Raw genomic sequence first — 13,928 nt, 5'->3', positions numbered from 1 at the left:
CGTAGCACCGTCATTGCTGACGGGTCGCTCACTCAAAATACTGACAGGCCACTATTTTCATAGCGCCTATTTCATTACTTCTTGTGAACATTTGATATTTTAAGTTTCACGCTACCGAAGCAGCGTGTGCACTTTCATCAAACGTCCACACTTATCGACTGTTAATTTTTAAAGAACTTCAATTCGGTACTGCTTGCAACCGTTGACAAAGCGTTGTGTTTGTCAGTTGCGAAGAAGGAAGATTATGAAGCGTTTCGCTGTTTTCGTCAACCATCTTTTTCTCCACTCTTCGCTGCATCCACTCTTCGCTGCATTTACATGCTGCGTTTTGCGGGGAGGCGAACTATAGCAAAGGCCAACCACACTGGCAAGGGTAAAATAGCGGTTTCACCGAAACATAAGCACGTCATGTCCATTCTGCTCACCACTCTCAACGCCCGCTACACCCACGCCTCGCTGGGACTGCGCTATCTATTGGCAAATATGGGAGAGCTGCAGGAGCAGACCCGCTTGCAGGAATTCGTCATCGGCGCCAAGACCACCGAGATCGTCGAACGCATCCTGGCGCACGCGCCGCGGATCGTCGGCTTCGGCATCTATATATGGAACGTCGAAGAAACCACCAAGGTCGTCGCGATGCTCAAGCGCGTGGCGCCGCACGTGATGGTGGTGCTGGGCGGACCGGAAGTATCCTATGAGTCGAACGAACAGGAAATCGTCAAGCTGGCCGACTACCTGATCACCGGCTGGGGCGACGTCACCTTCCCCAAGCTGTGCGGCGAGATCCTCCACGGCCCCAAGCCGCTGATGAAGATCCACGCCGGCGTGCAGCCACCGATGGCCGAGATCAAGCTGCCCTACTCGCTCTACACCGACGACGACATCAAGAACCGCACCATCTACGTGGAAGCCTCGCGCGGCTGCCCATTCAAATGCGAATTCTGCCTGTCCGCGCTGGACAAGACCGCGTGGCCATTCGCACTCGATCACTTCCTGGCCGAGATGGAGTCGCTGCACGCGCGCGGCGCGCGGCTGTTCAAGTTCGTCGACCGCACCTTCAACCTGAATATCAAGACCAGCCTGAAGATCATGCAGTTCTTCCTCGATAAGCTGGAAGCCAATCCGGACGATCCGGTCTACGCCCACTTCGAGCTGGTGCCGGACCATCTGCCCGACGCACTGAAAGAAGGCATCAGCAAATTCCCGCACGGCGCGCTGCAATTCGAGATCGGCATCCAGAGCTTCAACCCGGCGGTGCAGACACTGGTCAGCCGCAAGCAGGACAACCAGAAAGCCGCCGACAACATCCGCTGGCTGACCGACCACTCCAACGCCCACATGCATGTGGACCTGATCGCCGGCCTGCCCGGCGAAACGGTGGAGAGCTTCGCCGAAGGCTTCAATAAGCTGTGGGCCCTGAATCCGCACGAGATCCAGTTCGGCATCCTCAAGCGCCTGCGCGGCACGCCCATCATCCGCCACACGCAGGAATACGGACTGGTATTCGAGCCGTACGCGCCGTACACCATCCTCGCCAACCGCGACATCGACTTCCCGACCATGCAGCGCCTGGTGCGCTTCGCGCGCTACTGGGACCTGGTGGCCAACTCCGGCCGCTTCGCTCACACGCTGCCGGTGCTGCTGGGCGACGACGCCTTCGGCCGCTTCATGGCGTTTGCCGACTGGTTGTATGCCAATACCGACGCCACTCACCGCATCGCGCTGGAGCGCCTGGTGGCGATGGTGTGCAAATACCTGCAAACCCAGGGCATGGACAAGGACGCCGCCGAAACGCTGCTGGCCAGCGATTATGCGGGCGCCAAGCCGAAAGCCGTCGAGACGCCGGCGCCCAAGCGGCAGGCCCGGAGACTGGCCGCTTGAGGCGATACCCCGCAAACCGGCACCAAGGGTCGGACCCCGGCGGGGTCCGACCCTGCCTGGCCTTGCGGGTCGGCTTGGGTGCATCCATTGGTAGCGGCCGGGGCGAAACTCCCTTAAACTGACGAAATGCCTATTGCCAAAGAGCCCACACTCACTCTCAATCCCGGCGCTGCCAAGGGGCCTTCGGTCGCTGCGGGCGGCACCTGGCAAGTGCACGCGCTGGCCCAGGGCAAGACCATGGCCACCATCACGGCGCTGATCAAGACCCTCAAGGCCGACAACGTCAAATGGGATTTGACGGCGATCGACAGCATGGACCACATCGGCGCCCAACTGCTGTGGAACGCCTGGGGCAAGACCCGCCCGGCCGAACTGCAACTGGCGCCCGGCCAGGAAGAATTCTTCAGCCGCCTCGAAACCACCGGCAAGCTCGAACTGCCGCGCGCCCGCGCGCAGCGCCTGACGTGGGTGATGAAGCTCGGCTTCGCGATGCTGCTGTTTGTCGAACACATGATCGCGCTGATCGCGTTGATCGGCCAGGTGGTACAGGAATTCTGGCGCTTCCTGCGCGCGCCCATGCGCGGCCCGTGGAAGGAAATCTCCGCGAATATTTTCCACGCCGGCTTCCAGGCGCTGGGCATCACGGCGCTGGTCGGCTTCCTGATCGGCGTGGTGTTCTCCTACCTCTCGGCACAACAGCTGCGCAACTTCGGCGGCGACATCTTCCTGGTCAACCTGCTCGGCATGAGCATCATCCGCGAACTGGGCCCGCTGCTGGCGGCGATCCTGGTGGCCGGCCGTTCCGGCTCCTCCATCACCGCGCAGCTGGGCGTGATGCGCGTGACCGAGGAACTCGACGCCATGCTGGTCATGGGCATCTCGCACGGCTTCCGCCTGATCATGCCCAAGGTGCTGGCCCTGGCCATCGCCATGCCGCTGCTGGTGATCTGGACCGACACCATCGCGCTGTTGGGCGGCATGGTATCGGCCAAGGTCGAACTGAATCTGTCGCCGCAATACTTCGTCCTCAAGCTGCCGGACGCGGTACCGCTGGCGAACTACATGATAGGCCTGGGCAAAGGCGTGGTGTTCGGCATCCTGATCGCGCTGGTGTCCTGCCACTTCGGCCTGCGCATCAAGCCGAACACCGAAAGCCTTGGGCGCGGCACCACCACCTCGGTGGTCACGGCGATCACCGCGGTGATCCTGGCCGACGCCGTGTTCGCAATCGTCTTCAGCGGCGTGGGGTTCTGATGGCCAATCAAGCACTCGTCCCCGAAAAAGCCTGCGGCCCCGGCACCGGCGAACTGACGCTGGACGGCAGCGTGCCGATCGTCGAGATCACCGGCCTGTGGACCAAGTACGGCCGCACCGTGGTCCACCAGGATCTGAACCTCGAGATCGAACAGGGCGAGATCCTGTCCATCGTCGGCGGCTCCGGCACCGGCAAGACCACCCTGCTGCGCCAGATGCTGGGCCTTGAAACGCCGGCGCGCGGCTGCGTGCGCGTGTTCGGCGAGGACATCACCGACATCGACTCCGAGCAGTTGCAACAGCTGCGCAATCACTGGGGCATGTTGTTCCAGCAGGGCGCGCTGTATTCCGCGCTGACGGTGTTCGACAACATCGCCCAGCCGATGCGCGAGCTGCACACGCTGCCCGAAGACCTGATCCGCGACGCCGTGCTGCTGAAGATGAACATGGTGGGCCTGGGCCCCGAGCACGCCAACAAGATGCCGTCCGACCTGTCCGGCGGCATGGTCAAGCGGGTGGCGCTGGCGCGCGCGCTGGCGCTCGAACCCAAGCTGCTGTTCCTCGACGAGCCGACCGCCGGCCTCGATCCCGACTTGTCCGAAGCCTTCGTCTCGCTGATCAAATCGCTGCACCGCGAACTGGGGCTGACGGTGGTCATGGTCACCCACGATCTCGACACGCTGTTCGCGCTGTCGACCCGCATCGCCGTGCTGGCCGAAAAACACGTGATCGCGCTAGGCCCGCTGCGCGACCTGCTGAAAATCGACCACCCGTTCATCAAGGAGTTCTTCCTCGGCGACCGCGGCCGCCGCGCGCTGGAAGCGCTGGACGAGAAAACCAATACGGAGTCCCACTGATGGAAAACAGATCCCACGCACTCACCACCGGCTTCTTCACGCTCACGCTGCTGATCGCCGCCATCCTGTTCGGCCTGTGGTTCAACCGCGACCGCGTCGAACGCGTTCCCTACGTGATCGCCACCGCGCAATCGGTGCCGGGCCTGAACCCGCAGGCGCCGGTGCGCTACCGCGGCCTGGAAGTGGGCAAGGTCGGCGGCATCGCCTTCGATCCCAAGGTGGCCGGCCAGATCCTCGTCACCCTCAACATCAACACCGACGCGCCGATCACCAGGACCACCTTCGCCACGCTGGGCTACCAGGGCGTGACCGGTATCGCCTTCATCCAGCTCGACGACGACAAGGTCGGCTCGCCGCTGCTGGCGACCAACAGCGACAACCCGGCCCGCATTCCGCTGCGCGCCGGCTTCTTCGACCAGCTGGAAAAACGCGGCAAGGAAATCCTGACCCAGTCCGAGGAAGTCACGCGCAAGCTCAACAACCTGCTCAGCCCTGAAAACCAGAAGACCATCCTCAGCGCCTTCTCCGACGTCAGCGCCACCGCCAACGCCTACCGCGAGCTGCCGGCCAAGCTGGAGCCGACCATCGCCAAGCTGCCGGCGCTGACCGAACAAACGCAGCGCACGCTGAACTCCTTCAACACGCTGGCCAACGATTCCGACCGCCTGGTGAAAACCCTGCAGGCGCCGGACGGCCCGATCGCCCGCATCGCCGCCACAGCGGACCGCATCGGCGGCTCGGTGGAAGCAGTGGCCGGCGGCATAGAACTCGACACGCTGCCGCAAGTGAACTCGCTGTCCGACGACACCAAGGCCTCGATGCGCGCGCTGCGCAAGACCATGAACAAGATTAACGACCGTCCGCAAAGCCTGATCTTCGGCGCCCCCGGCACGCCGCCGGGCCCCGGCGAAGAAGGCTTTTCCGCCTCGTCCAAATAAGGATCACTGAGATGACTACCGCCATCCGCAACGCCATCCTCGTCGCCGCCATCGGTGTACTGCTGGGCGCCTGCGCCAGCAAGGGCCAGTCGACCGCGCAATACGATTTCGGCCCGCTGCCGCCAGCCCCAGCGCCGGCCCGCGCCGCCATCGACTCGGTCATCGTGGCCGATATCGTCGGCCCGGCCGCGCTGGACACGGAACGCATGCACTACCGCCTGCTGTACTCGGACGCGCGCCAGTCGCGCCCCTACGCCTACAACCAGTGGACCGCCACGCCGTTCCAGCTGATGACCCAGCGCATGAAGGCGCGCATCGCGCAGGCCGGCGTCAAGGTGCTGTCGACCACCGACGCCGCCGCCAGCCCCACCGTGCTGCGCATGGAGGTCGACGACTTCGCGCAGAACTTCGACAGCGCCACCAGCAGCACCGGCACCATCAGCCTGCGCGCCTCGCTGTTCCGCAACCACAAGCTGGTGGACCAGAAGACCTTCAGCCGCAGCAACGCGGCCCCGACCCCGGACGCGGCCGGCGGCGCCCAGGCGCTGGCCGCCGCCACCGACGCCGTCACCGCCGATGTGCTGGCATGGCTGACGGCGCTGCCGTCGCAGTAGGAATGACCGAGACCACCACCGTCACGCCGCCTCCGCCAGCGCCGGAGCCGGCCAGCAAGCCGTCGCCGTTCACGCGGGCGGCGCTGCTGGCCTATGTGCTGCTGATCGTCTACGCCAGCTGGTTCCCGTTCTCGGGCTGGCACAACCAGGGATTGTCGCCGCTGATCTTCCTGGAAAACACCAGCATGCCGCGCTACTGGACCAAGTTCGACGCCATCACCAACGTGATCGGCTACATGCCGCTGGGGACGCTGATCGTCTACGCGCTGTACCCGCGCTTCAAGGGCGTCGCCGCCTGGCTGATGGCCACCGCCGGCGGCGTGCTGATCTCCGGCCTGATGGAAGGCGTGCAGACCTACCTGCCCAGCCGCGTCTCCTCCAACCTGGACTTCTACACCAACGCCGCCGGCTGCGCGCTGGGCGCCGTGATCGGCGTGCTGACCGTACGCCGCCTGCTGGACCGCAGCCAGCTGCAGCGCCTGCGCCAGGCCTGGTTCGCGCCGCACGCCAGCCAGGGCCTGGTGCTGCTGGCGCTGTGGCCGCTGGCGCAGATGTACCCGCAAAGCTTTTTGTTCGGCCTGGGCCAGCTGCTGCCCATCCTGTCGGAATGGCTGTCGCAGCTGCTCGACACCGAGATCGACCTGGCCAGCTACGTGCGGCCGGACGCCATCCTGACGGTGGAGCAATACTGGCTGTCCGAAACCATCATCACCGCCTGCGGCATGGTGGGCGCGGCGCTCACGCTGCTGTGCCTGCTGCGCAAGCCGGCCCCGCGCGGCCTGCTGGTGTCCGCCATGATCGCCGCCGCCGTCGTCGTCAAGGCGCTGGCGACGGCGCTGCTGTTCTCGCCGGAGAACGCCTTCGTCTGGGTCACGCCGGGCGCCGAGGGCGGCTTCCTGATCGGCGCCATCATGCTGGCCGGCCTGACCTTCGCGCCGCACGTGGCGCAGCGGCGGCTGGCGGCGACCACGCTGTTGCTGAGCCTGGTGATCGTCAACACCACCCCGGCCAATCCGTATTTCGTCGCCACCCTGCAGACCTGGGTGCAGGGCAAGTTCCTCAACTTCAACGGCGCGGCGCAGTTCCTGACCCTGCTGTGGCCCTTCTTCGCGGTCTGGTTCCTGTGGCTGCCGTCACACAAGCTCAATAAGCCCTGAACGGGTATCATAGCGGCTACCACTTTCCCCGAGACACAGCGATGAGCGACACTCCCTATTTCAAACACCACGTCTTCTTCTGCATGAACAAGCGTGACGACGGCCGCAACAGCTGCGGCGACCACGGCGCGGAAAGCGCGCAAAAGCACGCCAAGAAGCGCTGCAAGGAACTCAACATCAACGGCCAGGGCCAGGTCCGCATCAACCAGGCGGGCTGCCTGGACCGCTGCGACGAAGGCCCGGTGCTGGTGGTCTATCCCGAAGGCACCTGGTACACCTATGTCGACACCAGCGATATCGATGAAATCATCGACACCCACCTGGTGCAGGGCAAGGTTGTCGACCGTCTCAAAATCTGAAGAGCTATGAACAAGAACGAAAAATTCACCCTGGCCGGCGGCGCCGGCCAAATGGAAGGCATCCTCGACTACCCGAAGGCCGCGCCGCGCGGCGTCGCGCTGGTGGCCCATCCGCATCCGCTGTACGGCGGCACCATGGACAACAAGGTCGCCGTCACCCTGGCGCGCACCTTCGTCAACCTGGGCTACGTGGTGGCGCGCATCAACTTCCGCGGCGTCGGCGCCTCGGAGGGCGTGCATGACCACGGCCACGGCGAGACCGACGACATGGCCATGCTGCATGCCTGGATGACGGCCAAGTATCCCGGCCTGCCGGTGGCGCTGTCGGGCTTCTCGTTCGGCACCTTCGTGCAGTCGCAGCTGGCGCAGCGCCTGGCCGCCGCCGGCACGCCGGCCGAGCGCCTGGTGCTGGTCGGCGCCGCCGCCAAGAAATGGGACATGGCCGCCATCCCGGCCGACACCATCCTGATCCACGGCGAAAACGACGACACCATCCCGCTGATCGACGTGCTGGACTGGCTGCGCCCGCAGGACATTCCAGTCATCGTGATCCCCGGCGCCGACCATTTCTTCCACCGCAAACTCCAGCACATCAAGAGCTGGGTGACGCAGCTGTGGCACCGCGGCACCGATGTTGCCGAGACGGAAACGGACTCCGCAAGCGCCGACTAACGGCCTATAATCCCTACGCCTTTAACTTTTCACCGAACAAAGCAACCCATGAAAAAAATTATCGCGGCACTGGCCACCAGTGTGATGTTGATGTCCGCCGCCGTGGCGCAAACCCTGCCGCCGCCGACCATCGCCGCCAAATCCTGGCTGCTGCTGGACGCCACCAGCGGCCAGATCATCGCCTCGCAAGACCCGAACGCCCGCATCGAGCCGGCCTCGCTGACCAAGATCATGACGGCCTACGTCACCTTCGGCGCGCTGCGCGACAAGAAAATTGACCTGAAACAGATGGTCAACGTCTCCACCAAGGCCTGGAAGGTCGATTCGAGCAGCTCCAAGATGTTCATCGATCCGGCCACGCCGGTCAGCATCAACGACCTGCTGTACGGCCTGATGGTGCAGTCCGGTAACGACGCCGCCGTGGCGCTGGCCGAGGCGGTCGCCGGCGACGAGTCCGCCTTCGTGGTGATGATGAACAAGGAAGCCCAGCGCATGGGCCTGACCAACACCCACTTCGCCAACCCGCACGGCCTGCCAAGCGCAGAGAACTACTCGACCGCGCAAGACCTGTCGGTGCTGGCCAAGCGCGTGATCCTGGACTTCCCGGAGTTCTACAAGATCGACTCGGTCAAGAGCTTCACCTACAACAAGATCACCCAGCCCAACCGCAACCGCCTGCTGTGGCTGGACCCGACCGTGGACGGCATGAAGACCGGCCACACCGAAGCGGCCGGCTACTGCATGATCGCCTCGGCGCACCGTCCTAACGGCGCCGGCGAGCGCCGCCTGGTGTCGGTGGTGCTGGGCACCTCGTCCGACCAGTCGCGCACGCAGGAGAGCCAGAAGCTGCTGAACTGGGGCTTCCAGAACTTCGACACGGTCAAGCTGTACTCCAAGGGCCAGGCCATCGCCACGCCGGAAATCTGGAAGGGTTCCAAGGGCGCGGTCAAGATCGGCTTCGCCAACGACGTGCTGGTGACGGTGCCGAAGGGCGTGGCCGCCAAGATGAAGCCGCTGCTGGAACGCAAGGACCCGCTGGTCGCGCCGCTGGCCGAGAACAGCCGCGTCGGTTCGCTGAAGATGATGGTGGACGGCAAGCCGCTGCTGGAACTGCCGGTGGTGGCGCTGGAAACCGTCGACCAGGCCTCGATCTTCGGCCGCGCCTGGGATTCGATCCGCCTCTGGCTGAAATAAACCCCGCACGCCATTCCCGCGCAGGAGGGAATCCAGGCATTGCCTGAATTCCCTCCATAGGCAGCGTATTCCGCCGCTCAGCATGGATTCCCACTTTCGTGGGAATGACTTAATCGTCGTTGGCGTGGGTGTGCTGCATCGACTCCTGCGCCCACTTGAAGGCCGCCTGGCCGACCATGCCCAGGCCATCCATATCCAATCCCGCCTTCTCGGCGATCTCCAGCGCCCGCTCGACCTTGTCGCGCTCTAGCAGCAGCACGATCGTCAGATACGGCCCGTAGACCCCTTCACTGTTCAGCAACACATCGCGGATATCGTCCGACAGGTGCATCTTGTCGACCAGGTTGGCCATCGGCACACCCAGCAGGACATCGAACAGCGACAGCAAGCCCACCAGGAACAGCTCGTCGCGCTGGGCCTGCGGCAGCTTGCTGCACGTCTCCAGGAAACGCGCGCGCGTCAGCGCCACTTCCAGCAGCGATTCGTCGCGCGCCTGGTTGGCGCCGCCGCCCAGGCGGAACATCGACACCGTCAAGCCCCGATACAACTGATTCCGTCCCAGCACCATGAAGGCCTGCTGCAGGCTGGTCACCTTGGTGGTCTGGCCGTTGCTCGGCGCGTTGGCCCATTGCAGCACCTGGTAGGTCATGCCGGGATCGCGCTTGGCCACCTCGATCAGGGCCGGCAGTTCGGCATCGGTGCGCAGCAGGTTGAGCAGCTCGATCGAGGTCATGCGGCTCTGGTCGACCTTGGCGTCCGGGTCCACCTTGTCGCTGGTGGTCAGGAAGTGGCCCATGAAATAATTGCAGCCCCACGACAGGCACATGCGCTGCTCGTCCCACGATTCGACGCCGTCGACCGCCAGCTTCATGTCGGGATAGCGCATGCGCAACTGCTTGATCAGGGACTGGAAATCGGCCAGCGTATGCTCGCCCAGCGACAACATGGCGATATCGCACACCGCCAGCAGCGGCGCGTCGGCCGGATCCAGCGACACGCCGCGCAGCGCCACCTTGCAGCCGGTCTCGCGCAGCGCCGTCATGCGGCCGGCGATCTGCTCCACCGGCAGGCTGACACCCTTGCGGTCGAGCATGAAAACGGTATGCGGCGCCACCAGCGGCGCATGGCGGTTGAAGACCACCGCGTCCATGCTCAGCTGCACCAGCGCGATGCGGTTCTGGGCAAACTGCGGCAGGCGCGCCGCGACCAGGGTCTCGATCAGCACCGGCTCGGGCAGCGGCACGCGGTTGCCGCCGAGGGGCACGGAAAAACGATAGCCGCACAGGCGGTGGCGCTCGTCGACGATCTCGGCGCGCACCACGATCGCCTCGGGATCGCCCTCAGGATCAGCCGCCGGGGCGGGCGCTGGCGCCGCCTTGGCGGGCGCGGCAACCGGCGCAGGCACGGGTTCCGGTTTGGTTTTGAGAAATGATAAGAAGCCCACTTGCTTACCCTCCATCACCATATGTTTAATTTCGATCATACAATGAAACACCGGGCGAAAAACGCCGCCTGCCCAAAAATTCATTGCCTGACAAACACTGGCTCAGGTAACTAAAGTACAAGCTTGCCGCTATAATCTCGCTCACTTCCCACACCCCAGAAAGCGCGACCATGAGCTACGCCCCGCCGACCGAGTTGACCTGCCCCGCCATCGTCACCAGCAGCGGCGGGCTGACCTTGTCGCGCATCGTGGCCGGCATGTGGCGCATGAACGAATGGCAGCTGACGCCGCAGCAACGCGTAGCTTTCATCGAGCAATGTCTGGCCATGGGCGTCACCAGTTTCGACCATGCCGACATTTACGGCGGCTATGGCGTCGAGGCGCTGTTCGGCGAGGCGCTGGCGCTGCAACCGTCGCTGCGCGCGCGCATGCAGCTGGTGAGCAAGTGCGGCATCAAGCTGGTCAACGAGGCGCGCCCGGCGCACACCATCCAGCACTATGACACCAGCGCCAGCCACATCATCGCCTCGGCGGAAAATTCGCTGCGCCAGCTGGGCACCGACCACCTGGACCTGCTGCTGATCCACCGCCCCGATCCGCTGATGGATTTCGACGAGATCGCCGGCGCCTTCGCGCAGCTGCGCCAGGCCGGCAAGGTGCGGCATTTCGGCGTGTCCAATTTCAGCCGCCACCAGTTCGAATGCCTGAACCGCCGCATTGCGCTGGCCACCAACCAGGTCGAGTTCTCGCCGCTGTGCGTGGCGCCGATGTTCGATCAAACCTTCGACGGCCTGCAGGACCTGGGCGTGGCGCCGATGATCTGGTCACCGCTGGCCGGCGGCCGCCTGTTCAGCCGCGACGACGCCGACGGCAAGCGCGTGCGGACGGCGATCCAGAAGGTGGCCGACGAGCTGCAACGCCCGTTCGGCAGCGTAGTGTTTGCATGGATTATGCAGCTGCCGAGCCGGCCGCTGCCGTTGACCGGCTCGGGCCGCATCGAGGCGGTGGCCGAGGCGGTGGAGGCGACCCGGTTCAGCCTGAGCCGCAGTCAGTGGTTCGAGATCCTGCGCGCCGCGCGCGGCCACGAGGTGGCGTAAGGCCGGCGCCTCAGTCTTCGTACACCAGCGGCGGGGCGATGCCGCGCCAGCCCTGCCGCCACGCCAGGTTCAGCGCCAGCGTGCCGGCGATATACACGACGAAGAACAGCGCGAAGTACATGGCCTGCAACCAGGCCAGCAAGCCCAGGTTCACCAGCAGCAGCACCAGCGCGGCCTTGCTTTTCTTTTGCTTGGAGCTGGGGAAGCGCACGGACGTCACCATCAGCCCGCCCACCACGAACAGCAGCACGACGATCAGGCCGCCATGCAGCACCGAGGCCGCCGGGTCCGGCCACGCCACCACCACCGAGGCCACGCAGGCCGCGCCCGCCGTGCTCGGCATGCCGACGAAGTAGCGCGGATCGGTGCGGCCGACATTCACATTGAAGCGCGCCAGGCGCAGCGCGCCGCAGGCCACAAAAAAGAAACTGGCGATGCCGCCCACACGCAGCAGCGTCGGATGCTCCACGCCCAGCTGCACGAAGCCGTAGCAATACAACAGCAATGCCGGCGCGCAGCCAAAGTTCATCATGTCGGCCAGGGAGTCGAGCTGCATGCCGAAGGCGGAGGCGGTGTTGGTGGCGCGCGCGACCAGGCCGTCGAGCGCGTCGAACACGCCTGCCAGCACCAGCAGCACGGCGGCCAGCCGGTAGTCATGGGCGGAGCCGACCAGGGCGTTGTCGACCGAGATCACGATGCTGCCGAAGCCGCAGGCGATCGACATCAGGGTGACCAGGCTGGGCAAGGCGAACTTGGCGCGCTGCACGCGCGCATGGTGTAATGGCTTCAAATTGGGGCAATCAAAAAAGTAAGGGCAAGCCGCCCATTTTACCCCGGCGCCCCGCTTGTTCATACCGGGTGCTGCCGGAGTGAAATCTGGCATAAAATTAGCATAGCCGGCCACGGCCCGGCGGCACACTGTACAGGAGTTCCCATGATGATTCACCGTCGACGCCGCGCCTACGCGCTGGCACCCTTGCTGCTGGCCCTGCTGTTGTCCGCCTGCGGCGGCGGTGGCGGCGGCACGTCCGCCAGCGGCAACACCGGCGTCGCGCCGCCCGACCTTACCCAGGCGCCGGGCGCGCCCGCCTTCAGTGGCAACACCGCGCTTGACGGCTACAACTGGATCAACTACCGGCGCGCGCTGCTGGGCCTGTCCACCCTGGCGCGCAACGCCAAAATCGACGCAGCGGCCCAGGGCCATTCCAACTACCAGCGCCTGAACAACACCGTCACCCATGAGCAAACGCCCGGCTTGCCCGGCTTCACCGGTGTCGCCCTGCTCAACCGCCTGAACAACGCCGGCTACCAGGTCCCGCTGCCGTATGCGATCGGCGAAGTGATTTCCGCCACCAGCAACCCGTCCGGCTTTTACCAGGCGGAGGAATTGATCACGGCGATCTACCACCGCTTCGTGATGTTCGAGCCGGTGTTCAAGGAAATCGGCACCGGCGCCGCGACCACCAGCGCCAACTACACCTATTTCACCGCCGACCTGACCGCCGTCGGCGGCTACGGCGCCGGCCTGGGCGCCGGCCACATCGTCAACTATCCGGCCGCCAACCAGAGCGGCGTGCCGGTCAACTTCCTCAGCGACAGCGAATCGCCCGACCCGGTGCCGGGCCAGAACGAGGTGGGCTATCCGATCAGCGTCCACGCCGACACCATCCGCACCGGCGTCGGCGTGACGGTACTCAGCTTCGCGGTGGCGCCGCGCGGCGGCGCCGCGCTGAGCGCGCGCCTGCTCAGCCACGCCAACGACGCCGACACGCCCGAAACCGCGGCCGCCATCATTCCGCTGGCGCCGCTCAAGAGCGCCACCGTCTACGACGTCAGCTTCAGCGGCGTGGTGGCCGGCGTGCCCGTGACGCGCAACTGGTCGTTCACCACGCGATGACCGCGCCCGACGACGACGTGCTGCACGTGGCCACCGGCCTGCAGCAGTTGATGGGCGACTACGCGCTGTACCTGAACATCCTGCGCCACTTCCAGCAGCGCTACCGCGCGGCCGCGGCCGAGGTGGACGCGGCGCTGGCGGCCGGCGACAGCGCCGCTGCGCTGCGCATCGTCCACACCGTCAAGGGCGCGGCCGGCATGATAGGGGCGCAGCAGGTGCAGCGGCTGGCGGCCGCGCTGGAGGCGGCGTCCTGCGCCGCGCCGCTGGCACCGCTGGAACAGGCGCTGGCCCGGCTGACGCAGGCGATCGCCATCCTGCTGGCGGCCGAGCTCCCGCCGGACCTTCCCGCCATGCGGGCGCCGGCGCCGGACGCGCGCATGCTGGTGCGGCACCTGGCGCGGCTGCTGGAAGAAGGGGATGGGGCGGCCATCGACGTGCTGGAACAGTCGGCCACGGTGCTGGCGGCCGCTCTGGGTGTGGCGCGCTTCGGACAGGTGTCGGCGGCGGCCCACCAGTTCGATTTCGAGACGGCGCTGGCCCAGCTGCGCGAGGGCGCAGCCTGAG

14 protein-coding genes are annotated in these 13,928 nt (G+C 65.3%); 12 read left to right on the top strand and 2 right to left on the bottom strand.

Going from position 1 to position 13,928, the window contains the following annotated elements:
- Positions 1 to 408 precede the first annotated feature (408 nt).
- From ACEN9O_RS10590 to ACEN9O_RS10550, 9 genes are all read left to right on the top strand, one after another.
- A complete protein-coding gene (locus ACEN9O_RS10590) occupies positions 409 to 1,881 on the top strand; it encodes a B12-binding domain-containing radical SAM protein (RefSeq protein ID WP_495617514.1) in 1,473 nt (490 codons plus the stop codon).
- Between the two features lie 126 nt (positions 1,882 to 2,007).
- Positions 2,008 to 3,135, top strand: a complete 1,128-nt coding sequence (locus tag ACEN9O_RS10585; RefSeq protein ID WP_495617513.1) for an MlaE family ABC transporter permease — start codon at positions 2,008 to 2,010, stop codon at positions 3,133 to 3,135.
- Positions 3,135 to 3,992 (top strand): ABC transporter ATP-binding protein, encoded by an 858-nt coding sequence (locus tag ACEN9O_RS10580; RefSeq protein WP_495617512.1) that lies wholly within the window; start codon positions 3,135 to 3,137, stop codon positions 3,990 to 3,992. The genes ACEN9O_RS10585 and ACEN9O_RS10580 overlap by 1 nt, the downstream gene beginning before the upstream one ends.
- Positions 3,992 to 4,930 (top strand): MlaD family protein, encoded by a 939-nt coding sequence (locus ACEN9O_RS10575; RefSeq protein WP_495617511.1) that lies wholly within the window; start codon positions 3,992 to 3,994, stop codon positions 4,928 to 4,930. Before ACEN9O_RS10580 ends, ACEN9O_RS10575 begins: the two co-directional genes overlap by 1 nt.
- An 11-nt stretch (positions 4,931 to 4,941) precedes the next feature.
- Positions 4,942 to 5,544 carry an ABC-type transport auxiliary lipoprotein family protein gene (locus ACEN9O_RS10570; protein WP_495617510.1) on the top strand — a complete coding sequence of 201 codons (603 nt, stop codon included), beginning with the start codon at positions 4,942 to 4,944 and terminating at the stop codon, positions 5,542 to 5,544.
- Positions 5,545 to 5,546: 2 nt separating this feature from the next.
- On the top strand, positions 5,547 to 6,701 hold the full coding sequence (locus tag ACEN9O_RS10565; RefSeq protein WP_495617509.1) for a VanZ family protein: 1,155 nt from the start codon (positions 5,547 to 5,549) through the stop codon (positions 6,699 to 6,701).
- Positions 6,702 to 6,742: 41 nt separating this feature from the next.
- Entirely contained in the window at positions 6,743 to 7,060 is a 318-nt protein-coding gene (locus tag ACEN9O_RS10560) for a (2Fe-2S) ferredoxin domain-containing protein (RefSeq protein WP_495617508.1), read from the top strand.
- 6 nt (positions 7,061 to 7,066) lie between these two features.
- Positions 7,067 to 7,732, top strand: coding sequence for an alpha/beta hydrolase (locus tag ACEN9O_RS10555; RefSeq protein ID WP_495617507.1), 666 nt, complete (start codon positions 7,067 to 7,069; stop codon positions 7,730 to 7,732).
- Positions 7,733 to 7,780: 48 nt separating this feature from the next.
- Positions 7,781 to 8,926, top strand: a complete 1,146-nt coding sequence (locus ACEN9O_RS10550; protein ID WP_495617506.1) for a D-alanyl-D-alanine carboxypeptidase family protein — start codon at positions 7,781 to 7,783, stop codon at positions 8,924 to 8,926.
- Between the two features lie 109 nt (positions 8,927 to 9,035).
- On the opposite strand, the gene ACEN9O_RS10545 is transcribed toward ACEN9O_RS10550, so the two are convergent.
- Positions 9,036 to 10,331 (bottom strand): EAL and HDOD domain-containing protein, encoded by a 1,296-nt coding sequence (locus tag ACEN9O_RS10545; protein ID WP_495617505.1) that lies wholly within the window; start codon positions 10,329 to 10,331, stop codon positions 9,036 to 9,038.
- A gap of 209 nt (positions 10,332 to 10,540) precedes the next feature.
- Between ACEN9O_RS10545 and ACEN9O_RS10540 the strand changes: the two genes are divergently transcribed.
- Positions 10,541 to 11,467, top strand: a complete 927-nt coding sequence (locus ACEN9O_RS10540) for an aldo/keto reductase (RefSeq protein ID WP_495617504.1) — start codon at positions 10,541 to 10,543, stop codon at positions 11,465 to 11,467.
- 10 nt (positions 11,468 to 11,477) lie between these two features.
- On the opposite strand, the gene pssA is transcribed toward ACEN9O_RS10540, so the two are convergent.
- Positions 11,478 to 12,257 (bottom strand): CDP-diacylglycerol--serine O-phosphatidyltransferase, encoded by a 780-nt coding sequence (pssA, locus tag ACEN9O_RS10535; RefSeq protein WP_495617503.1) that lies wholly within the window; start codon positions 12,255 to 12,257, stop codon positions 11,478 to 11,480.
- A gap of 144 nt (positions 12,258 to 12,401) precedes the next feature.
- On the opposite strand from pssA, the gene ACEN9O_RS10530 reads away from it, so the two are divergent.
- Both ACEN9O_RS10530 and ACEN9O_RS10525 read left to right on the top strand, forming a co-directional pair.
- Positions 12,402 to 13,364, top strand: a complete 963-nt coding sequence (locus ACEN9O_RS10530; RefSeq protein ID WP_495617502.1) for a CAP domain-containing protein — start codon at positions 12,402 to 12,404, stop codon at positions 13,362 to 13,364.
- Positions 13,361 to 13,927 carry an Hpt domain-containing protein gene (locus tag ACEN9O_RS10525; protein WP_495617501.1) on the top strand — a complete coding sequence of 189 codons (567 nt, stop codon included), beginning with the start codon at positions 13,361 to 13,363 and terminating at the stop codon, positions 13,925 to 13,927. The genes ACEN9O_RS10530 and ACEN9O_RS10525 overlap by 4 nt, the downstream gene beginning before the upstream one ends.
- Position 13,928 lies beyond the last annotated feature (1 nt).

The organism is Duganella sp. Dugasp78 (genome assembly GCF_059491455.1).
The sequence above is the reverse complement of the archived record's forward strand: the minus strand, read 5'-3'. Positions and strand labels throughout refer to the sequence as shown.